We start from the raw sequence: 22,575 nt of genomic DNA on the forward strand, positions 1-22,575 counted from the left end.
AAACTCATAAAAGGGATTCCCAAACAGGCGAAGATATGATTCAACGCTTCTCAAATCATTGAGGAGGTTTTGATGCGCCGCCGCCGGTATGAACTGACAGATTATGAATGGTCGATCATAGAGCCTTTGCTGCCGAACAAGCCGCGCGGGGTGCCTAGGGTGGATGACCGCCGGGTGATCAACGGCATCTTGTGGCGCTTTCGGGCGGGAACGCCGTGGGCAGACATTCCCGAAAGATATGGTCCCTACACCACCTGCTACAACCGGTTTGTCCGCTGGCGCAAGGCCGGGGTGTGGGACCGACTGTTCGAGGCGGTGAGCAAAGCCCATGACGGTGACATCATTATGATCGACAGCAGCTGTGTCCGTGTGCATCAACAAGGGGCCACGGCAAAAAGGGGGATCAGGACGATGGCTGCATGGGCCGTTCCCGGGGTGGACTGACCACCAAAATCCACGCCCTCGTCGATGCGGATGGTCTGCCGATCAGGCTTTCGCTGACTGCTGGACAGACCCACGACAGCAAACCGGCCCTTGATCTGATTGAGGACATCAAGGAGGAAGCGATCTTGCTCGCTGACAAAGCCTATGATACCGACGCGCTTCGTGCCTTCACCACAGCGCGCAGAGCTTGGGCCAATATTCCGCCAAAAGCCAACCGCAAGCAGTCCTTTACCTTCAGTAAATGGCTGTACCGACACCGTAATCTCGTCGAGCGTTTCTTCAATAAGCTCAAGCACTATCGGGGCATTGCAACGCGCTATGACAAAAACCCGGAGAATTTCCTCGCCGCTGTAAAACTGGCTTCAGTCTGTATCTGGTTGAAAAATTATGAGTCTACGACCTAGTGCCCGAAGCTGACACCCTTTTCAGGCAGTTTGTTCAGCGTTAAATTTCACAGAACACCGGACGGAATTTTATCCGGCATTCTGTGACACAAATTTCTGAAAAGGCAGATTTCCCTGACACCAGATGGCAGCTAAGTTATTGTTTTTCATGAATCCGGAATCCGGCGTTTTCTGGCACGCGACAATTGGCCTGCATTTTTCGCGCGCAAAACAGATGTCGCGCGTCACAAATCACCGGATTCTGCGTCACAGTTTCCGGATATTCTGGTCAGCTGAAATTTTTGGAAAGGCCGGCCCCATTTTTAAAGCGCATCAAATTGGGGCACTTCTTTATGAATATGTCGCTATTTGATAATTTTATTAGCCGCGACACTGATCAGTGCCCCGAGGGCACCCTCCCCAAAACCAATAAAATCATTCAGAATCGGAGACCGCCCATCATCGCATGTTTGGCTACTCTAAATTCTGTTCTGCAACCAGCCGGGCTGCGTCAATCAAGCAATAACCGTCGATTTTCCCGCCCTTGCCGAGCTTTATGGTTTCAGGTCCACCTTGAATAACAAAAGCTGCCTCTGCTTGAAGCACCTCTTGAGCACGATAAAATCCAGACGAAACTGCTTGCGTGGTGCCTAACTTTATCTCAACCAACCACAATCCACCTGCATTGAAGCGGAGAACCAAGTCTCCCTCATGCTTGTCATCATTCCGATAAAAAAAGCCTTCACACCTGGAGGCGCCATCCCCATTAGCGTCTCAATAACAAAGCCCTCCCAACTGGGGCCAGAGACGTTTGGTTTTGCCAAGAGTGCATCTACAGAGGCAAATGCCCAATAAGCATGAAGCAGTCCACTATCGCTAAGCCTCCAGACACGCGCCGACACAGCGTGACCTGCTGCCCAGGGCCGACGAAAGAAATGCCTATTCGCTTGCAGTCAGGCCCTCACAGCTTGAAAAGCGGGTTGGGCTTCAAGCCAAAGAGGAAAAGGCTGGTAAAATGGTCCGCAACGATCACCGGTGACAAGGTTGACTGGTCTCTGAACCAGACGGAATACCAGTGGTGCAGCCCCGATGTCACCCGGTAGGCGAAATAGGTGTCGATGTTGCGGTAAAGACCCTTGTCTATGTAAGCTTGGTGGCGTTCCTGAAGCCGCTTTCTGTCATCGTCGATCTTTTCAAGAAACTTGCCCCGATCCTCGTCGCTTAGAAAGCTGACATTGTGGTAGGTAAGGCAAGGCCCACACTCTGTCGCATGAAGCATGAAAATCGAGCGCGTGTTCTGAATTTCAAACATATGGTCATCACTGATATTTTGCCGGACATCTATTTCCATCTGCATGCCCCGAAGCAGGCAATGGTACAGAAGGCTCTCCTTGTCCTTGAAGTGGTAATAAATGCCCGCACGCGTGACGCCAGCGTCGGCCGCGATCTCATTTATCGAAACGCCCAGCGCGCCCTTCCTGTTGAAATTATCCGCCGCCACTTTCAGAATATGATCAACCCGCGCCAGCCGCTTTGTCATGTTGGAGCGTTTTTCCAAAATAGAATTCAAATCCGGAATTTCAGGAATGTCCGGCGGAGGGATGTCTCGCCGGTAAACGCCGTGGGCGAGAATGTCGTCCAGCGCGTCCACCGCATCCTGATAATTGTAGTGACCCTTGGCGGTCATCCAGAAGGGTGCCCAGTCCAGTACAGAAAAAATGGCAATGGCAGTTAAAAGCGGATTATCCGACCGGATAGACCCCTCATCCACACCACGCTTTATAATGCCCGCCAGCTTTTCAGCATTTTCCTGACGTTTTAAATGGACCGCTTCCGACTTGGCCGGCGCGAGCGCATCAATATCGGTGAACAAAACCATCCGGGCCTTGGCTGGGCTGAACCGCTGCCGAACAAATCTGCGCACAGTTTCAAGCGCATCAAGCCCTGCCTCGCTACAGTCATCCAGTTCCCGGTCATAGATTTCAAGGCCGTTCATGTAGCAGTGGAAGATCAGGTCTTCCTTGTCCTCGAAATAATGGTAGATGGCGCCGGGCACCGAACCCAGTTCCGACGCAATTTCTTCCAACGTCACTTTGGCATAGCTGTAGCGCGCATAAAGCCTGGTCGCGACTTCAATTATCTTCTGTGACTGCCCGTTTTTCTGCTGACTCACTTCCCTCATCCCAAAACTGTACAAAGAATTAAAATTAAAATCAATCAGTCCGCATCCCTGCATCGAAGGAGCGGAAAAATATAGACTCAATATTCAAATATTATCATAAATTTACCAAAATTGGCTAATTTCCCTCCAAATTTGTTAACTAAATAATCAAAATTGACATCACTCTCGTTTTTAAATAGTTTACACAATATTCAAATTTATGACCTCGCAGGGAAGGCGAGCGTAAAGCGTTGATGGGGAAAGTGAGAAAATGGGGAGCCTCTCTATGACAAAAATTGAAATCGCAAGGCCTGATGGAGCAGCCCGGGAAGATGCCACCGGCAGACTGGCCAAAAGCACGCGCGCCGCGCTTTTGACCGGCACCGCTATTCTTACGGCCTTGAACTACCAAACCGCCGCAGCCGCGCAGGAAGCCGAGGACCAGGACGACAACAACCTGATGCTGGAAGAGGTGATTGTAACAGCGACAAAAATTTCCAGATCGGTCCAGGATATCCCACTGTCGATCACCGCGCTGACAAGCGAGGCACTGCGGGTGCGAGGCATTGAAAACGCCGATGACCTGCAGCGCGTCGTGCCTGGTTTGGTTGTGTCCAACTCCGGCAGCAGCTCCGGAAACGGTGTGGGCGGCAATATGGCGATACGGGGCGTCTCCACGCCAAACAGTACGCCAGGCGGCGATCCTGGTGTGCCGGTATATGTGGATGGCCACTATATTCAGGCCAGCAGTTTCGCCATGCGCGATATGCTCGATGTCCAGCGGGTGGAGGTGTTGCGCGGGCCTCAGGGTGTCCTGAAAGGCCGCAACGCAAGCGGTGGCAGTATCGAGTTGATCACAAAGCGGCCGACGAAAGAATTTGAAGGTGGCTTTTCTGTCGATGTGGGTAGTTATGACCGGCGTGAGATCCGCGGCATGCTGAGTGGACCTCTAAGCGACCGGCTGCGGCTTCGCGTGGCTTTCTCTGATGAGGCCAGTGACGGCTATATCGAAAACATCTCTCCGAATGCGCCGCGGAAGGACCTTATGTATGACAACAGCACCAGCATACGGGCCTCGGCAGAATATGACCTCGCCGACAATTTCGACATATTTGTCAGCGCCTACCGATACGAGGACACAGGCAATGCGACTGTTTATACGGTCACGGGAGAGTTCGACCGCACGACGCCCTATTATGTGTCCCTCCCGCTGGACTATGTAAACCCGACCCAGACAGACCCCTACAAGGCGCGGGCTGACAGCCCTCACGAAAACTACGAATTCGGACAGGGTATTGCGCTTGATCTGACATGGGATATTGCCGGGGTCACTGTGAAGTCACTGAATGCGTACAATGAATCCAGGTCGGAGATCCAGATTGATCTGGACATGACGGATACCGCGCCCAAAGTCGAATGGAGCAACTTCGTAGACTATAAAACCTACAGTAGCGAATTACAGCTATTGTCGCGCGATACCGCAGCCCTGCAGTGGGTGGCCGGGCTGTTTTACTATACAGAAACCTCCACCACCGAAGCTTTCTTTGATGCCGACCCAGCCATTTTTGCGGCTCATTTTACAGAGATCAATGACCCCCTGCCCACACTGGACAGCACGGCAGTAGGCCTCTACCTGAACGGCAATTACCAATTATCAGAAAAGCTTGAACTGGTCCTTGGTGGTCGCTTCAGCTACGACAAGAAAAGCATGCTGCGCGGCCTGATCCGAACCTATGGCGATATTGTTCTGGGAGACACTTCCGGCTTTACCGACCTGTCGCAGGACTGGAGCAAATTCACCTATCGGGCCGGCCTCAACTATCATGCAAGCGACAATGTCATGATGTTTGCGTCCTATTCCGTCGGATACCGGGCCGGTGGCTTCAATGCCTTCGCCTTTCAGGAGCTCTCCTACGAGCCCGAAAGCATCAAAGCCGTCGAGGTTGGTTTCAAAAGCCGCTGGATCGACAATAGAGTGGAACTCAATATCTCGGCTTTCCGTAATGCCTATTCGGACAAGCAAGAAACCGTGGCCAAGGTGATCCTGAACGAAGCGGGTGAAGCTGTCGATTTTGTTACGAGCATACAGAACTCTTCCACCGCGACAGTCAAAGGCATTGAGCTCGAGTTTCTGGCACTCGTAACCGAAAACTTCTCGATCGATGCATCGGCGGGCTATCTGGACGCAACATACGGCGCACTTTTCGCGGTAGACGGTGACAGGCCGGGACTTGGAGAGTTCGACCTCAAGGGCAATAAACTGCCTTTCGCGTCTGATTGGAAGTACAACGTGGGTGCGCAGTACAAACTGCCCCTTGGCGACGACCTGGGGTCGCTTGCGCTGCGGGTCGACTACAACTGGATCGGCGAATATTACACCGGCTATTTCAACAGGTCCCTTGCGACAACCCCACCCTATGCAGACGACGTGCCCGCCCGCGACAATATAAACGCGCGGCTTACCTGGACAAACCCGGGCGCCACATGGCAGGCGGAGCTGTATGTGCAAAACCTTGCCAACTCGGCAGATCTCGTGAACCGAACGCCGACATTCCATAATGCCGGCCTCAATTTCGTTGTTTACACGCAGCCACGCATGTTCGGCTTCCGCGTGTCACACCGTTTCTGAGCCGCCGTTTCCAAAGCCAACCGGGGGCAGGACGGAAGCGTTTTCCATCCTGCCTCACCTGACCAGAACGAACTGACCCCGCACGCCGGGTCAGGCGTTACGCCCCAAGCAAGGGAACCTCACTTTGACTTACCTCTTAACCTCAAGTCGCCGTGCCCAACTGCAGACACGCAGGATTATTTCTCTACTCTGCGCGGCACTGTCTCTACCCTGCGCAGCACTGGCGGTGCTTTTCGCTGGAACAGCACACGCCACCGAACCGCAATCGGTTGATGCGCCCGCCGTCTCTATCGAAACGCTTGAAACATGGGTCAATGAATTGTCAAATTGGGGTCGCTGGGGCAAAGACGATGAACTGGGGACCCTCAATCTGATAACACCGGAGAAACGGCTTCAGGCCGTGTCCCTCGTCAGGGACGGCGTCCCGGTTTCCGCCTCGCGTCTTCTGTCAAAGAAACCTGATCCCATCAGCGGACAGGTTACCTTCCACCATACTTTGGCAAAGGTGGCCCATGGCGGCGGCGACTTCGCCGGAGACCGTTATACAATTGAGTATCACGGCTGGAACCATTCACATATCGACTCACTGGCCCACATGGCCTGGAAGGGCCGTCTCTACAACGGCTTTGACGCCGCAACCGTCGTGGCGACGAACCCCGAAAACCCGTCAGTGGAAGCCGGTGCCCGCAAGCTTGGTGTGCAAGTGATGGCCGATGGCATTGTCAGCCGGGCAATATTGGTCGACATGCCGGGATTAAAAGGAGCGGATTATCTGGCACCGGGAACTGCGGTCACCGCACAGGATCTCGAAAGCTGGGAGAAAAAAGCCGGCCTCACCATAGGGGCGGGAGATATTTTGCTGCTGCGCGTCGGCTTGCCAGCCTACCACGAAGCAACGGGCGATGTCGCCAACCCACGCCGGGCGGGCCTTCATGTGTCAGCCGTAAAATGGCTGAAGGAGCGCGACGTCGCTGTACTTGGTTGCGATGCCAATAGCGATGCCATTCCTTCAGGTGTGGAAGGTCTCGATCATCCCGTTCATATGCTGGTCCTGCACGCCCTCGGGATGCCCATTCTCGATAACCTGGATCTATCCCGCCTATCGCAGGTCGCGGCAGATAAAAACCGCTGGGAGTTCATGATGGTCATTACCCCGCTTGCCGTACCGGGCGGCACAGGTAGCCCGGTTAATGCGCTTGCCATCTTTTAGCACGAACACCGCTTCTGCCCGATATCACCCGCACCATGCACGGCACGAGAGGAGCCAAACTCATGACGGTTTACAAACCTGATCACCATAACAGTTATTATCGCTGGTTTGTACTGGCCATGCTGTGCCTCGTATATGCCTTCAATTTTCTGGACCGGCAATTGCTGGGTATCTTGTCCAAGCCAATTCAGGACGAATTGTCCATAACAGACAGTGAACTGGGCAGGCTTGGCGGTTTATATTTTGCCCTTTTCTATTGCGCAATCTCCATTCCCATCGCTTGGTTTGCTGACCGCGCCAACCGCGCCAGAATTGTCGCACTCGCCTGCGCGATATGGAGCGCAGCCACGGTTGCCTGCGGCTTGTCGCGATCATACAGCGAACTGATAGCAAGCCGGATGGCGGTAGGCATTGGCGAAGCTGGCGGTCTCCCCCCCTCCTACTCCATTATTTCGGATTATTTTCCTGCGGAGCGCCGGGGCACCGCGCTTTCCATACTCAACCTAGGTCCCCCAATCGGGCAATCCCTGGGCGTGGCTGTCGGCGCCACCATCGCTGCGACATACGATTGGCGAAGCGCATTCATTGCTATCGGGAGCGCAGGAATTCTTGTTGCCGCGCTTGTGGTGGTGACGGTACGGGAACCTCGCCGCGGAGCAATGGATGTGCCAATGGCGACGCCTCACCGAGGCACCGCAGCGCTTGAAGAAGTAAAGTTTTCTGAAACGCTGAAGATGTTTTTTCGCAGGAGGGTTCTGTATCTGGCAGGGCTGGCGTCGGGCGCGGCCAATTTCATCAGTTACGCGATCATGAATTTCGCCATCCTGTTTTTGATGCGTGAAAAAGGTATGACGTTACAAGATGTTGGCCTCTATTACGCGCCGCTTGTTGCCGTTGCGCTTGGCGCAGGTATCTATCTGTCCGGTTGGCTGATCGATAGATATGGCCAGAAATCACGACAGGCCTACGCCCTGATCCCTGCGGTTACCCTCGCCTGTGCGATTCCCTTTTTCTTCGGCTTTGTACACGCCGAGACATGGCCCGTGGCAATGGCCTTCCTGGCGATGCCGCTGTTTCTCAACAGTTTCTTTTTATCCCCGGCGATAGCTGTTGTTCAAAATGCAGTAAGCTCAGCCCAGCGGGCGCTCTCGGGCGCTCTTCTTCTGCTCGTGATGAATTTGATCGGGCTCGGGTTTGGGCCCACCTATCTCGGCGCAATGAGTGACTTTTTCAGAACCTCCTACCCGGGTCATTCCCTTCAGTTGGCCTTCTATAGCCTTATCCCGTTCTACATCCTCGCGATAGGCCTGCACGTGCTCTTGGCCAGGGCGTTACGGCGCGAACAACTCTCCGAAGCAAAACACAAAGGTTCACCAGTATGATGAACAACCATACGCTTTCACCGATGCAGCCGTTTTCCCTAACCCTGGACAAATTTATCGAGCATGCTGCCAAATGGCACCCTGATACCGAGGTCGTGACCGGATGCGAAGGCACAGAGCCGTTGCGCGTGGGCTATAGTGACATTAGCAAGCGGAGCAAGCTGCTCTCGGGTGCACTACACCACCTTGGGCTGAAAGCGGGTGATTTTCTGGCGACACTTGCCTGGAACTCTCAGGACCATCTGGAATGCTGGTATGGGGCCATGGGGGCAGGCATTGCCTGTCACACCCTCAACCCACGCCTGACCGTCGCGCATCTTGCAGAGATGCTCAGCAAATCCGGCAGTCGTGTTTTGGCGGCAGGTGCGGGGCTTTTGCCGTTGGCCCTTGAAATACTGGAGGCATATCCGGCTCTTGAGCATATCATTCTGCTGGACAAGGCCGATGCCACCCCCACAACAAAAGGTACGTCGGTTAAAATTTGGAACTATGACAACCTGATTGCAGCTCACGGCAGCATGGTCGCGTGGGGAGAGATCCAGGAAACGGCACCGGCGGGCCTGTGCTTCACCTCCGGCACGACAGGCTCACCCAAAGGGGTCCTTTACACTCACAGGTCCAACTATCTTCATACCCTTCACCTACTTCAAGCAAATGGCATCGGGATTACCTCGTCGGACGTCGTCATGCCCGTGGTCCCGATGTTCCATGCCAACGGCTGGGGGCTCCCCTTTGCTGCGTCTGCTGTCGGCGCCAAACTTGTGTTGCCCGGCAGGATAACCGGAGGCAAAGAACTGGCTGCCCTGATTCAGGAAGAAGAAGTGAGCTTTGCCGCAGGGGTCCCGACCGTGTGGCTGGGGTTGGTTGATTACCTGGAAAAAGTTGGAGGCAGCGTGCCCACTTTGAAACGAATTCTTGTTGGAGGCTCTCCGATACCGCAGGCGTTGATGGAACGCATCGAAACGCATTTGGGCGTTAGCGTTCAAACAAGTTGGGGCATGACCGAACTGTCACCGCTGGGGACAATTGCCACGCCCTTTTCAGGAGGCTGTGTCGCTGAAAAATCGGGGCGCGTCACGGTGGGTGTTGATCTTCTGATTGCTGATGCAAACGGAACTCCGTTACCGGAACAGCGTAACACGGAAGGGCACCTGTACGTGAAGGGAGCCAGTGTTTTAAGTCGCTATTTCGGAGAGAGCAAACCGGCAGTCAACGATGAAGGCTGGTTTGATACCGGCGATCTGGCTGTCATTGATGATGCCGGCAACCTTTCAATCACCGGGCGCGCAAAGGACCTCATCAAGTCTGGTGGCGAATGGATCAATCCCGTGGAGATAGAAGCCATGCTGGGTGGTATGTCAGAGATCGCGCTGGCCGCGGTAATCGGCAGGGTTCACCCCCGCTGGGGCGAGCGGCCCATCCTTATCGTGGAGGAGCGCGAAGGTCATACGTTGCAGGATCAGAAGCTATTGGAATTCCTGCGCCGCAAGCTCCCCAACTGGTGGGTTCCCGATGAGGTCGTCAGACTGCCAAAGATTCCTCTCGCCGCAACCGGCAAAATAGACAAGATGCGGCTGCGACACGACTTTGGCGCGTAGGTCGAAAAGAGGTCTGGACTATCGGAGAAACATATGCCCGCAAAGCGACACCCGCTCTCAGGTTGCTTTGATGAGGGGGAATAGCGGCAAGGCTGATATTTATAGGCAAAAATGGCCATACTCCGTTACGTTTCACAGAACATCGGACAGAATTTTGTCCGGCTTTCTGTGACGCATTTTTGCCCAAAGTAAGATTTTCATGACCTCTTGCGGGAGCTAAGTTATTGTTTGTTATAAACCCGGAATCCGGCGTTTTCTGAAACGCGACAGCAGGATTGGCCTGCATTTTTCGCGCGCAAATCAGATGTCGCATGCCACAAACCACCGGATTCCGCGTCACAGTTTCCGGGTATTCTGGTCAGCTGAAATTTTTGGAAAGGTCGGCCCCATTTTGAAGCCGAGCCCACCGGCCGGTACAAACTTGCGCGGCTGATATCGAAGCGACGGCATATGGCCTTTACGTCCTTGTTGGGCGCCGGTATCGGTGGTTTCATCGTCAGGACATCCTTGGCGTCCGCCTTGCGACGCCGCCTCCTACCCGCCCGCTGGCGCGTTCGGCGGCGCGGTTCCTTTTTGACGCGGGCGAAGCGGCCTGTGCCTTTGGCGGCGTACACGGATGATCGCGCACTCAGATCAGCGCCCCAACCCTTCGGGTTATCGCACCGGCATGGACAAAAGTTGACTTTGTCTGCGACAAGGCCTTGCTTAAAGTGCTGAGTCTCCGCATTCAGCAGCCGGGGAAGAACGTCAACATACATTGGGGCCTGTATGACAACACCACCGCACAATAGACCGCGCACCGCGCGCGACCATCAACGCGCCATGCGCATGACAGTGCGCGCTGGCGGGGTTGGCGCGGGCATGCTGGCCAGCGCTGTTGCGGGGGCCGCCACCGCGGCAGACAGTGCGCGGGACGGTCTCGATGAAATCAGCATTACTGCCGCCCGAAGTGAAGACCGGGCGCTTCAGCCTGCCTATTCCCTGAGTGAACAGGATATCGAACGCAAGCTGCCCACCGATTTCACCGAGGTCTTCCGCGCGGTTATGGGTGTGGGCATCCGCACAAACTCCCGCGGGGAAGCTGTGCTCAGGCTTCGTGGTTCGGAGGAACGCCAGTCGCAGATATTCATTGACGGGGCGCCCATCAGCGTGCCGTGGGACGGCCGCGCCGACCTGTCGCTGTTCCCGGCCAGTTTCATCAGGAACGTCAGCATCATCAAAAGCGCCGCGCCCATTGAATATGGCGCTAATGCCGTGCTGGGGGTGGTGGATATCTCCACCTTCGAGACCAGCGAGCATTTCAAGATGAACGCCCGGAGCGAGGTTGGCAGCCACGATTCCTACCTGCTGGAGGGCGAGGTTTTTGTACCCGTAGGCGGGCTGGGCCTGCAACTGGGTGCCAACCGTTTCAGCCGGGATGCCATCAGCATTGCAAGCAGTGACCCGATCCCCTTTGACCCGCAGGCGGGCGATGGCCGGACCAATACCGACCTTGAGAGCACCAGCTTTTTCGCCGCCGCCGCCCTTGAGCGCGAGTGGGGTACCTTCCGTCTTTCCGCGATGGATATCGACGCTGACAAAGGCATTGCCGCCGCCGCCCACATCGACCCCGCCGAGGGCGACCCCCGCTTCTGGCGCTACCCAGACTGGCACATGACCCAGATCAGCCTTGCCGGTGATATTGCGCTGGGTGAGGAAACCGGCCTGCGTGTCAATGCATGGCACCAGCGGTTTGAGCAGCAGATCGTCTCCTATGGCGATGTTACTTACAGCCAACCCGAGGAACAGCAGGACGACCGCGACCGCACCTATGGCGGACGGCTGGTGCTGTCGCACGACTGGCAGCACCTGACCACGCGCCTTATCACCTCAATACAGGAAAGCACGCACACACAGACCGAGACTGACCTTATGGCAGACACCACCAGCGAGCCGGAGCAGTTCCGCCAGCGGCTGGTCAGCGTCGGTGGTGAAGTGGATATCCCCCTCAGCGGTACGGTCAAAAGCTCGCTGTCGCTGGCGCATGACCGCGCGTCCACCCCGCTCACCGGTGGGCGGCCTGTGCAGCCTGCCATCGCCAACTGGGCGGCAGGCGGCGCGACTGAGTGGCAGGCATCACAGGAACTGACCGTCACCGCCACGCTGGGCCTGCGCACGCGCTTCCCAACCATGCGGGAGCTGTACGGAAACGCACTCGGCCGTTTCCTCCTGAACCCTGACCTGAAGCCGGAAACCGCGCTTGTAGGCGACGTGACATTCGCGTGGACACCCGCCACTCTGCCGCTTGAACTATCCCTCACACCCTGGTTTACTCGGATTGACGACACGCTTTCCCAGCGCAACGTGACGGTGGACGGTGTCTCACGCAGGCAACGCTACAATCTGGACGGCTCAAACGGATACGGCATTGAGGCGGGGGCGATCTGGCAGGCAACAAACGCCCTGACCCTTGAAGCCAACGCCTTCTGGCAGGACCTGAAGGCCGACCGCGCGGCAGACGGCACCCGCCCGACCCTTTACCAGCGGCCAAAAAGCCAACTGCTGCTGGCCGCGAACTATATGTTCGCAAGCGGCGGTAACGTGAGGGCAGAGATGAACCACCTGGGCCATGCGTTCGATGAAAATGAAGACGGCACTGTGGCACGCCTCGGCACCTCTACCGAGTTCAATGTCAAATTCTATATGCCAGTAAAACAGACAGATTATGGTGTCTGGCAAATCTACGGCGCCTTGAACAATATCACTGACACAGTGGTCCTACCGCAGCTTGGCCTGCCGGACGCCGGGCGCACGTTCAAGCTGGGTATTCGCCTGGCCAGTGACTGAAGGCAGACGCACCTCGCGAATATGTGAAGTGCAGCGGGGCCAAAAACTGCCACCATGACACCCGATTTACTTACGTTTATTTTATTACTGTATAACACCAAAACTTTGTCTGAAGTAACAGTTCCTATGCGTTGGGAAGCCATTTCCCAGGTAAAAAGTTGCAGAACAACCGACACAAAAGGGGGGACACCTATGAAGCTCGGGATAAATATTGCACTGGCAATAATGCTTGCCACCACACCGGCGCTGAGCGCTGACGAAAAAGAAAAGCCAATGTCGGCCAAGACATTCGAGGGCCTCAAGGTCCGGAATATCGGCCCGGCCTATATGTCCGGCCGCGTGGCTGATATTGCGGTGGACCAGACCAACCCTAACACATGGTATGTGGGCATTGGCTCTGGCGGTGTGTGGAAAACGGTAAACGCCGGCACCACATGGACACCAATTTTTGACAAGGAAGCCGTTTATTCCATCGGCGATGTCACGATCGACCCCAGCAACCCGAATATCATCTGGGTTGGCACGGGCGAAAACAACGCTGGCCGCCATATCGCTTTTGGCGACGGGGTCTACAAGTCGCTCGATGGTGGCAAGACATGGAAGAATATGGGCCTCGCCAAATCTGAGCATATTGGCGACATCATCGTGCACCCGACCGATTCCAACACCGTGTGGGTATCGGCGCAGGGGCCGCTTTGGTCAGGGGGTGGTGAACGCGGCCTCTATAAGACCACAGACGGCGGCAAGACATGGCGCAATGTGCTTGAAGGCGATGAGTGGACCGGCGTTGGCTCTGTCGCCATCGACCCCAAGAACCCGGACAAGCTTTATGCCGCCACATGGCAGCGCCAGCGCACGGTCGCGGCGCTTGTGAACACCGGGCCTGGGTCCGCGCTTTATACGTCAGATGACGGCGGCGAAACATGGGTGAAGATGACAAATGGCCTGCCCAAGGAAAACATGGGTAAATCCAGCATCGCTGTGTCGCCGATCGACCCGAATGTGGTTTATGCCGCGATCGAGCTTGACGAGCGCAAAGGCGGTTTCTGGCGCTCGTCCGACAGGGGCGCAAGCTGGGTGAAAATGTCTGACAAGGTCGCGGGCGGCACCGGGCCGCACTACTATCAGGAGATTTTCGCGGACCCCGACACGTTCGACCTGATCTATATGTCCAATAACGCAAGCGCGGTGTCCAAGGATGGCGGCAAGACATGGGAAACCATGAACCTGAAAAACCGCCATGTGGACGACCACGCCTTCGCCTTCCACCCCACCGACCCTGATTTCATCCTCGTGGGCTCCGATGGCGGGCTTTATGAAAGCCGGGACGACATGGCGACATGGCGTTTCATGCAAGGCATTTCTGTCACCCAGTTCTACAAGATCGCCGTGGATGACGACCTGCCCTTCTATAACGTTTATGGCGGCACACAGGACAACTCCACCCAGGGTGGCCCAAGCCGCACCATGCGCGCCGACGGCATCAAGAACTCAGACTGGTTCCTGATTTTGGGCGCAGACGGTCACCAGCCAGCGACAGAGCCCGGCAACCCGGATATCGTCTATGGCCAGTGGCAAAAAGGCAGCCTTTCCCGGCATGACCGCAGGCTGCGCGAAAGCACCTTCATCCAGCCGCAGGGCAAACCGGGCGACCCGGCCGAACGTTTCAACTGGGATGCGCCGATCAACGTATCGCACCATGACCCGAAACGGCTGTATCACGCATCACAGCGCCTGTGGCGGTCGGACGACCGTGGTGACAGCTGGACCGCGATATCAGGTGACCTGACACGGGACGGCAACCGCCTGCACATGCCGATGATGGGCCGCACCTGGAGCCGCGAAGCGGGCTGGGACCTCTATGCCATGTCTGACTATCACACCATCGCCAACGTGGCGGAAAGCCCGGTTGACGAGGATATCCTTTATGTCGGCACGGATGATGGCCTCATTCAGGTAACGTCAGACGGCGGCAAGAACTGGACACGCTATGAGGTCAGCAAGATCAAGGGCGTGCCTGCAAATGCCTATGTGAACGACATCCGCGCTGACCGTTTCGACGCTGACACGGTTTATGCCGCGCTCGATAACCACAAGGAAGGCGACTATAAGCCTTACCTGATCAAGAGCACCAACCGCGGCAAGTCATGGCAACTGATAACCGGCGGCCTTGGGGAGAAAAACCTGGTCTGGCGCATCACGCAGGACCATGTGAACAAGGACCTGATGTTCCTTGGCACCGAGTTTGGCCTCTATTTCACCGTTGATGGCGGCAAACAGTGGATTGAGTTGACGGGCGGTGTGCCCACCATCTCCTTCCGCGATGTGCGTATCCAGCGGCGCGAGAACGACCTTGTGGCCGGCAGCTTCGGTCGCGGTATCTTCATCCTTGATGACTATACCCCGCTTCGCGGCCTCAACGCCGCAGCGCTTGAGAAGGAAGCCCTGTTGTTCGCGGACCCTGAAACCCTGCTGTATGTAGAAGACGAACTGCATAGCGACAGCCAGGGCGACGACCAGTGGGTCGCAGAAAACCCGCCATATGGCACAACCCTCACCTACTACCTGAAAGACAACATCAAATCCGCGAAGGAAAAGCGGGTCGAGGCTGACAAGAAAGCCGTGGAAGACGGCAAGGGCGTGTTGTTCCCCGCCTGGGATGTGCTTGAAGCCGAACGCCGGGAAGAAGAACCGGCTGTCTTCGTCACCATCCGCGACGGGGCGGGTAATGTCATCCGCCATGTGGCGGCCGCGAACAAGAAGGGCGTTCACCGGGTAACATGGGACCTTCACCACGCGATGAAGGAAGCCGTCACCAACGAGCCCAGGCCCGAGTGGATGGGCGAACCGAAGGGCGTGAAGGCGTTGCCGGGCCAGTATAGTGCCACGCTCAACGTTCGTCAGAACGGTGCCATCCGGGAACTGGTGGGCCCGGTCACCTTCAATGTGGCCGAGCATACCGAACCCACACTCGATGGCGCTACCCCCGCCGACGCGCAGGCGTTCCAGCAAAGGGTGATCAAGGCGGAAACCGCCGTGAAGGCTGCCAACATCACTATTGCTGACCTGCAGAAAAAGCTGGAAGGTTACCGCACGGCACTTGACCGCACGGCCGACCGTTCCGCGCTAGAGACGCAATATGCTGCCCTCCGCGCGGAGGTTTTCAGCCTTGAGGAAGCGCTTGACGGCCAACAGGCCCGCAACCAGATGGGAGCAGCACCTGCCACCATCAGTAGCCGGGTCGGTTTCGCCAAATTCAGCAGCTCCACGAGCTATGGGCCGACACCCCAAAGCCGGGAGCAACTGGGCTACGCGCTTGAGGCGTTCACGGGCGTGAAAGCACGGCTTGAGACCTTGCTGGACACCACGGTCCCGGCGTTTGAAAAAGCGCTCATGGACGCTGGTGCCCCTTGGGTACGCGGCGCGGCAACCCTGCCCGACGCAAACTGAAACACGGCAGCGCAAAATAGCAAAATAAAGGACCACCGGGCGCGCCCGGTGGTCCTTTATATTTAGGGGCTACCCTTATTTGGACGCGTCGGATCAGTTCTCCGGCTTCAAACCGTCAATGAAGCCCGCGTCGATCCAGAACAGGTCGGATTGGGCTTCACCGTTGCCGCTTGCGGGAGCGACCATCCGGTTGAAGAAGAGGTATTTGCCGTCAGGGGTGATTTGCGGGCCGCCCTCCTCCGCGTCGGTATTGACCCGGTCACCGAGGTTGATGGCCTCACCCCATGAACCATCCGGCTGGCGGAAGCTGATATAAAGGTCCGAGGAGCCGAAACCGCTCTCGCGCTCACCGTCCCACATGATGTAGCTCTCGTCGGGCGCGATGAAGGGATGGGCATTCCAGATGCCTGTGTTGATCTCCGGGCCAAAAGGTCTGGGCGCCTCGCGCTTGCCGTCCACCACCTCGGAATATCGCAGGATACCGTTGCCGTTTGTGCCCACTTCATCGAACACATAGGTGCCGCGCAACGAGACCGACAGGCTCATGATGCGAATATCGTCATACGGGGCACCCAGGTTTTTCATTTCCGACCAGCCGTCCCTGGTGCGCACCTTATGGCGGTTGCCATAATGCAGCGTCTTACCGTCCGGCGCAAAGAAGGGCATGCGTGTCACCTCCGGCGTGGCAACCTCGCGCCAGCCGGTATCCGTGCGCTCGAACTTCAGGGCTGACCGCTCCGTCTTGCCGTCGTTTGACCGCCAGCGCTGCACGTAAAACGTATTCATATCCGGGGAGAAACGGCCAGCGTCGCCCCCATCCGGGGTGGAGACGGCACCCGGCGCAAACACCTGCGCGGTCATCCCAGGTGGGGTTTGGCCAAGGTAAGGCCCCGCAGGGAGCAGAGACTCCCCCTTGGCATAGGCACCAGGCGTGGCGGACGCTACCAGTAGCACAAGTGTCGCGCCAGAATATTGCATGATTTATTCCCCCTCATAATCGGTGGCTGCTGAATGAACGCCACCCTGCAAGTCGCCCGCGAAAGCACGCAAGGCCTTTACGGCGAAGCGTTCCAGCCCATGGACGAACTGTGATAATATAACAAACTTATATTGAGCGTGATTTGGATGCCGTCGCTTCCCCATCGGGGCGCCTGTAGCGAAGCGTTACAGTAAATACCCCGCCCGTGACCCCGGCTTCCACACGCCAGCCGAGGGCATCTGCAATCCGGCGCACGAGATAAAGCCCCTGCCCCAGCCCACTGCTGCGCGGGCCTTTGCTCTGGCTTGAGAGTGGGTCACCCGTGAGCGGTTCGCCTGCAGGGTTCTCAAAAATGACCGTCCCGTCACGGGCAGAGATTGCAAGGGCAGGCGCGGCGCTGTGGGCCACCGCGTTCGTCAGCAGGTTATTGATCAGCAGCGTCAGCAAGTGCCGGTTCGCGCTTACCTTAAGCGTGGCAGGTACATCAATACGCATGTCAAAATCCTCGCGCGCGACGAGGTCCACATGACGCACGACACAGTCTTCAAGCGCATGTAGGAACACAAGCGGCTCCATAGCCTGGCTTTCTTCGCGGGCAAGCGCGAGAAGTGTATCGGTGGTGTGTTCAAGTTCCTGTACTGCGACTGTCAGTTGGACGCTTTGCCGCGCTGTGAGGGTGCCACCCGCCGTCAAGTGCTGCGCAAGGTTCTTGAGAATGGTGGTGGGCGTCCTCAGCTCGTGGCTCACGTCGCGGGTGAAATCAGATTCACGCTTGAGCATGGCCTTGATGTGCAACAGGCTGCGCTCTATCTCCCGCGCGAGATAGCCGATTTCATTTTCAGGGAAAGAAGCGGCGAAACCGGGCTCCAGCGTATCAAGATCGATCGCCTCCACCTTCTCCTTCAACTCCACTAGCGGGGCGGAGGCCGCGCGCGCCACCGGCCACGCGATAAGAAGCGCAGCGGCGGAGAAAAACACCAGTATCAAGGCAAGCGTCAACCCCACATAAGGCAGATATTCGCCGCCTACCTCAAATGCGCTCACGTCCGCGACCAGCACGCGCGTGCTTTCCGCAAGCCTAATGGAGCGCAGGTGCAACGTGCCACCATGAGGGCCAGTGAACTCAATGCGCTCCGGCTCCTGCAGGTGCAACTGGTAAATGCCCCCCGGCAGCGCATCCCAGCTTTCATAGAGGGTCAGGAACGGCGCGCGAGGTTCCGCAAGCTCACCTGTCGCGTTAAAATGCTCTGCAATATAATTCGCTTCGGTCGAGACAATTTTGTTGAACACATTGTCTTCCACCACCCATGAATAAGCGAGCAGGAGCAGGCTGTAGCTCGCGCAGGTAACCAGGGTGAAAACAGCAAACAGCCGGTAAATGCGCCCCCTGATGCTGTGCTTGTCACCCATGACCCGCGTCCAGCTTGAACCCCATCCCGTGAATGGTTTTGATCATGGCGCTACTGAACGCCTTATCGACAGCTTTCCTGAGCGTATAGATATGCGTGCGCAGGGCATCACTATCGGGGAAATCGTCACCCCAGACTTTGTTTACCAGCTCATTCCGACTGACGGCGTTCGGGTAAGCGTCCGCCAGCAACATCAGGATGCTATAGTCGGTCGCGCTCAGGTCAATGGCCTGCCCCGCGCGTTTCACAAGCCGTTTGCCGGGGTCGATCACCAGTTCGCCAATGGTAATGGTGGCGGACCGGTGGAGCAGATGCCGGCGCGCAAGCGCGCTGCAGCGCATGGCAACTTCCGCCAGCTCAAACGGTTTGGTGAGATAGTCATCAGCCCCGGCGGCAAACCCTTCGCCTTTGTCGGCAAGGCTGTCCCGCGCGGTCAGCATAAGGACCGGCATATTGATACTCCCCTTGGCTTTCAACTGTGCGCACAGGTCCATGCCGTCGGCGTCCGGCAGCATGAGGTCAAGCACGATCACGTCAAAATCGTGCGTTGCCGCAAGTGCAAGGGCACGGCATCCCGTGTCGGCATAATCCACCACGAACTGCCGCGCGCTCAGATAGTCGTGCAGTTGTTCCGCTATGGCGTGATTATCCTCAACAATCAGGATGCGGGTATGGCTCATGCTTTTCCTTTTGGTAACCGGGGGCCGAAGCCCCCTTATATCAGCTTTTTTTTGCGATCAGCGCGAGCGCTTTTTCCATTTCCACATCCCGCCCGGCGCGCAAGCTTTCCTGCGTCGGCTCTACATTATGGTCCGGTTTTACACCGCCCGGCGCGACCGATCCACTGGGGCGTACCAGCATGCGCGTTGCGATATAGGCCCGCAACTCAGAATGCGGCAGGTTAAAGAGATTACCCTGCGCGGTCTGGTTCGCGTTGCCGCCGGTTTCCTGCCCGATAAGCGTTGCAAAGCCAAAGTCCTTCAGCACGGACGCAAATACAATGCCCGAGGAATAGGTGATCGGGCTGATCAGCAAATAGGTGTCCCCCTTTAAACGTTTGTCATCGCTCATGGGGTCGATCCAGTCGTCCCATTCGGTGTTGATGATCGCACCGACCGCACCCTTGTGATCCATGATGCCCCGGTTGTCGCGGTTAAGCTTCTCCCGCATTTTTGACACCATGCGGAACGGCTTGTCGGCTACATATCGCGCCAGATACAGGGCTGTATCGGTGTTGCCGCCGGTGTTTTCGCGCACGTCGATCACCAGCGAAGTCGCGCCAGCGTCGCGGAAGGCCGCAAAGGCCTCATCTGCAAAGTCTTCGAACCAGCCGGGATCGACATCAAAATGACCCACATGCAGGAACGCCGTGCCGTCCGGCAGCGTGCGATAATAAAAATCCTTATCCGCGTCAGCGTCCGCCCCGGCAGCCTGCCAGTCCTCGGTGTTTGAGACCGCAACGGTCACCGTACCTGCTTCGGTCTCAAGTTCCATCTCGACATCACCGACGATGCCATAAACCGCCCAAGCGTATATGAAGAACCGGTCCGCCAGGAACTGTTTGCGCAGGTATTCCGTCTCGCCGCCCACATAGCGTTGCAGGTTGGCGGTCAGCTCAGTTGCCGGGATACCGCCGATTGATACAATCCGGCTACCTGCCGCAATCCGGCCGCCCTCCTTATTGCTGTAGGCTTCCCTGATCAGCAGTTGGTCCTGACGGTCAATATATACATCAAAGGGGAAGGGCTTCGTGCCCGCATCCTTCATCGCCTCATATTCGGGGTAGGGCCACAACAGCATGGAATGACCATCGCCAAACTTGTGCGTCAGCTTGCCCACATGGCGGAAAAACTCAAGTCGGGTCAGCGGTTCATCAAGGCCGGCCTTGATCTCGGCCACCGCCGCCTTGAGCGCCGCATGATCAGCATACTCGCCAAGGCTGGGGTGGCGTTCAAGCGCACCAAAATAGAAGGCGTCCACGTCTTCGCGCAGCTTCTCGGCCGGCAGCTTTGTGCTCATCAGCGCAGGGTCTTCAAGCGGTGGGAAAATATCGAGATGTGGTTCCGAACATGCATTTGTGAGGCATGCTGCAACCAGTATGAAAAATGAGGGTATCCTCGCCATTGTTGGCTCCTTTTTTTGTTCTCAGCCCACCCTGCCACAGCCGATGTGAAGCTTTTGTCAAGACCAACGCCCGCGCCTTCGCTCTGCCTCGTGAGCCCTGCGCCCTGTCGCACGCGACTTGAAGAATACGCTGCCCGGTTTATGATCAAGCCCAAAGGCTTGGGGCCTATAAAACAGGGGAGTACACCATGATAAAATATATGAAGGCGCTTGTAGGCGCCGGCCTGCTGCTGGCAGGCGTGAGCACTGTTACGGCGGAGGAAACGGCAATGCCTGAACTGAGGGGTGACAACCGCGGTGACCGCGTGACCGGTAACCCGTGGGCAACACGAAGCGCGGTGCTGGGCCGGCACGGCATGGCCGCAACCTCGCACCCACTGGCGAGCCAGGTGGCGATTGATATCCTCAAGAAAGGCGGCACGGCTGTGGATGCCGCCATTGCCGCCAACGCCGCCATTGGATTGATGGAGCCCACAGGCTCCGGCATCGGTGGCGACCTGTTCGCGATCGTGTGGGACCCCAAGACCCAAAAGCTGTACGGCCTCAACGCCTCAGGCCGCGCACCCATGGGGCAGGACCTCGCGGCCCTTAAGGCCCGCATTGGCGCGGACGCCGACATCATCCCCAACTGGGGCAGCCTTTCCGTGACCGTGCCGGGTGCGGTGGACGGCTGGTTCAGCCTGCATGAGAAGTTCGGCAAGCTTGATATGGCAGAGAACCTCGCGCCCGCGATTGCTTATGCGCGCGAGGGTTTCCCGGTCACGCAGGTGATTGCCTATTATATGGGCCGCAGCCAAATGGCGTTTGAGAAACTGCATGCCGACGGCGTGATTGAGGAGATCGACAACTACCGCAAGGTTTACCTTGTGGATGGTGAAGCCCCGGCGGAAGGCGACGTCTTCAAGAACCCGGCGCTTGCGAACACATACGAGAAGCTCGCCAAGGGCGGGCGTAACGCCTTCTATAAGGGCGAGATCGCAGATGTGATGGACGCCTATTTCAAGCGCATTGGCGGGCCGCTCCGTAAAGCGGATTTTGAAGCCCATCATAGCGACTGGATTGAACCGGTGTCGGTGAACTACCGCGGCTATGACATCTGGGAACTGCCGCCAAACGGGCAAGGCATCGCCGCCCTTCAGATGCTGAATATCCTTGAAGGCTATGACCTCGCCTCCCTCGGCCAGAACTCGGCTGAAGCCCTGCACCTGATGGTCGAAGCCAAGAAACTGGCGTTCGAGGACCGCGCCAAATTCTATGCCGACCCCGACTTCACCGACATTCCGCTTGATGGCCTCTTGTCGAAAGACTATGCCGCGGAGCGCCGCAAGCTGATCAACCCCGACAAAGCGATGGCGGAGGTTGACCACGGCGACCCGAAACTGAGGAAAGGTGACACCATCTATATGACCGTGGCGGATGAGAACGGCATGATGGTCTCCCTCATCCAAAGCAACTACCGCGGCATGGGTTCCGGCCTGTCGCCCGACGGGCTTGGTTTCATCTTCCAGGACCGCGGCGCACAGTTTGCGCTGACGGAAGGCCACGCCAACGTCTACGCGCCCGGCAAACGCCCGTTCCACACCATCATCCCGGCCTTCATGACCAAGGACGGCGTGCCGCTCATGAGCTTTGGCCTGATGGGCGGTGCCATGCAGCCGCAAGGGCATACGCAGATTGTGGTCAACATGGTGGACTTTGGCCTGACGGTACAGGACGCCGGTGACGCTGCCCGCTTCCACCATGACGGGTCCACCGAGCCCACATGGGAAGCGCGTATGAAAGACGGCGGCACGCTTGAACTTGAAAGCGGCATGCGGCCAGACGTGGTGACAGCGCTTCAGGCCAAGGGCCATAAAATTCGCATCACCTCCGGCCCGTTTGGTGGCTATCAGGCCATCTACCGTGACCCCGAAACCGGCGTCTATTGGGGTGCGAGCGAAATGCGCAAGGACGGCGCTGCCATCGGCTACTAGGCCCCTT

At 57.1% G+C, this 22,575-nt stretch carries 14 protein-coding genes; 8 read left to right on the forward strand and 6 right to left on the reverse strand.

The window, feature by feature from the left end; all coding sequences use genetic code 11:
* Positions 1-72: 72 nt before the first annotated feature.
* Positions 73-848, forward strand: a protein-coding gene (locus OEU85_RS03460) for an IS5 family transposase (protein WP_262689381.1) whose coding sequence is annotated in 2 segments (ribosomal slippage) — positions 73-388 and positions 388-848 — 777 coding nt in all. Because the reading frame shifts where the segments join, the coding sequence is not laid out codon by codon here.
* 453 nt (positions 849-1,301) lie between these two features.
* Here OEU85_RS03460 and OEU85_RS03465 read toward each other — a convergent pair.
* Together OEU85_RS03465 and OEU85_RS03470 are read right to left on the reverse strand one after the other, a co-directional pair.
* Complete coding sequence (locus OEU85_RS03465) at positions 1,302-1,529, reverse strand: hypothetical protein (protein ID WP_262690047.1); 228 nt, start codon at positions 1,527-1,529, stop codon at positions 1,302-1,304.
* Between the two features lie 259 nt (positions 1,530-1,788).
* Positions 1,789-3,000 (reverse strand): TetR/AcrR family transcriptional regulator, encoded by a 1,212-nt coding sequence (locus OEU85_RS03470; protein WP_262690048.1) that lies wholly within the window; start codon positions 2,998-3,000, stop codon positions 1,789-1,791.
* Between the two features lie 274 nt (positions 3,001-3,274).
* On the opposite strand from OEU85_RS03470, the gene OEU85_RS03475 reads away from it, so the two are divergent.
* The 6 genes from OEU85_RS03475 to OEU85_RS03500 all read left to right on the forward strand — a co-directional run bounded on the left by OEU85_RS03475 (position 3,275) and on the right by OEU85_RS03500 (position 16,083).
* Positions 3,275-5,617 (forward strand): TonB-dependent receptor, encoded by a 2,343-nt coding sequence (locus OEU85_RS03475; protein WP_262690049.1) that lies wholly within the window; start codon positions 3,275-3,277, stop codon positions 5,615-5,617.
* Between the two features lie 226 nt (positions 5,618-5,843).
* Positions 5,844-6,827, forward strand: a complete 984-nt coding sequence (locus OEU85_RS03480; RefSeq protein ID WP_262690050.1) for a cyclase family protein — start codon at positions 5,844-5,846, stop codon at positions 6,825-6,827.
* Between the two features lie 62 nt (positions 6,828-6,889).
* Complete coding sequence (locus OEU85_RS03485) at positions 6,890-8,209, forward strand: spinster family MFS transporter (protein WP_262690051.1); 1,320 nt, start codon at positions 6,890-6,892, stop codon at positions 8,207-8,209.
* Complete coding sequence (locus OEU85_RS03490; protein ID WP_262690052.1) at positions 8,206-9,807, forward strand: AMP-binding protein; 1,602 nt, start codon at positions 8,206-8,208, stop codon at positions 9,805-9,807. Before OEU85_RS03485 ends, OEU85_RS03490 begins: the two co-directional genes overlap by 4 nt.
* A 768-nt stretch (positions 9,808-10,575) precedes the next feature.
* Complete coding sequence (locus OEU85_RS03495; RefSeq protein ID WP_262690053.1) at positions 10,576-12,633, forward strand: TonB-dependent receptor plug domain-containing protein; 2,058 nt, start codon at positions 10,576-10,578, stop codon at positions 12,631-12,633.
* Between the two features lie 192 nt (positions 12,634-12,825).
* Positions 12,826-16,083, forward strand: coding sequence for a VPS10 domain-containing protein (locus OEU85_RS03500; protein WP_262690054.1), 3,258 nt, complete (start codon positions 12,826-12,828; stop codon positions 16,081-16,083).
* Positions 16,084-16,176: 93 nt separating this feature from the next.
* On the opposite strand, the gene OEU85_RS03505 is transcribed toward OEU85_RS03500, so the two are convergent.
* From OEU85_RS03505 to OEU85_RS03520, 4 genes are all read right to left on the reverse strand, one after another.
* Positions 16,177-17,061 carry a TolB-like translocation protein gene (locus OEU85_RS03505; protein WP_262690055.1) on the reverse strand — a complete coding sequence of 295 codons (885 nt, stop codon included), beginning with the start codon at positions 17,059-17,061 and terminating at the stop codon, positions 16,177-16,179.
* A 127-nt stretch (positions 17,062-17,188) separates the two neighbouring features.
* A complete protein-coding gene (locus OEU85_RS03510) occupies positions 17,189-18,472 on the reverse strand; it encodes a sensor histidine kinase (protein ID WP_262690056.1) in 1,284 nt (427 codons plus the stop codon).
* Entirely contained in the window at positions 18,465-19,151 is a 687-nt protein-coding gene (locus tag OEU85_RS03515; RefSeq protein WP_262690057.1) for a response regulator transcription factor, read from the reverse strand. The genes OEU85_RS03510 and OEU85_RS03515 overlap by 8 nt, the downstream gene beginning before the upstream one ends.
* A 40-nt stretch (positions 19,152-19,191) precedes the next feature.
* Complete coding sequence (locus OEU85_RS03520) at positions 19,192-20,595, reverse strand: S41 family peptidase (protein ID WP_262690058.1); 1,404 nt, start codon at positions 20,593-20,595, stop codon at positions 19,192-19,194.
* A gap of 188 nt (positions 20,596-20,783) precedes the next feature.
* On the opposite strand from OEU85_RS03520, the gene ggt reads away from it, so the two are divergent.
* Complete coding sequence (gene ggt / locus OEU85_RS03525; RefSeq protein WP_262690059.1) at positions 20,784-22,568, forward strand: gamma-glutamyltransferase; 1,785 nt, start codon at positions 20,784-20,786, stop codon at positions 22,566-22,568.
* Positions 22,569-22,575 lie beyond the last annotated feature (7 nt).

Source organism: Kordiimonas aestuarii (assembly GCF_025574465.1).
Lineage (GTDB): Bacteria > Pseudomonadota > Alphaproteobacteria > Sphingomonadales > Kordiimonadaceae > Kordiimonas > Kordiimonas aestuarii.

Coding starts and splice junctions, on each gene's coding strand:
- OEU85_RS03475 (WP_262690049.1), top strand. CDS start 3,275: ATGACAAAAATTGAAATCGCAAGGCCTGATGGAGCAGCCCGGGAAGAT.
- OEU85_RS03485 (WP_262690051.1), top strand. CDS start 6,890: ATGACGGTTTACAAACCTGATCACCATAACAGTTATTATCGCTGGTTT.
- OEU85_RS03490 (WP_262690052.1), top strand. CDS start 8,206: ATGATGAACAACCATACGCTTTCACCGATGCAGCCGTTTTCCCTAACC.
- OEU85_RS03495 (WP_262690053.1), top strand. CDS start 10,576: ATGACAACACCACCGCACAATAGACCGCGCACCGCGCGCGACCATCAA.
- OEU85_RS03500 (WP_262690054.1), top strand. CDS start 12,826: ATGAAGCTCGGGATAAATATTGCACTGGCAATAATGCTTGCCACCACA.
- OEU85_RS03505 (WP_262690055.1), bottom strand. CDS start 17,061: ATGCAATATTCTGGCGCGACACTTGTGCTACTGGTAGCGTCCGCCACG.
- OEU85_RS03510 (WP_262690056.1), bottom strand. CDS start 18,472: ATGGGTGACAAGCACAGCATCAGGGGGCGCATTTACCGGCTGTTTGCT.
- OEU85_RS03515 (WP_262690057.1), bottom strand. CDS start 19,151: ATGAGCCATACCCGCATCCTGATTGTTGAGGATAATCACGCCATAGCG.
- OEU85_RS03520 (WP_262690058.1), bottom strand. CDS start 20,595: ATGGCGAGGATACCCTCATTTTTCATACTGGTTGCAGCATGCCTCACA.
- ggt (WP_262690059.1), top strand. CDS start 20,784: ATGATAAAATATATGAAGGCGCTTGTAGGCGCCGGCCTGCTGCTGGCA.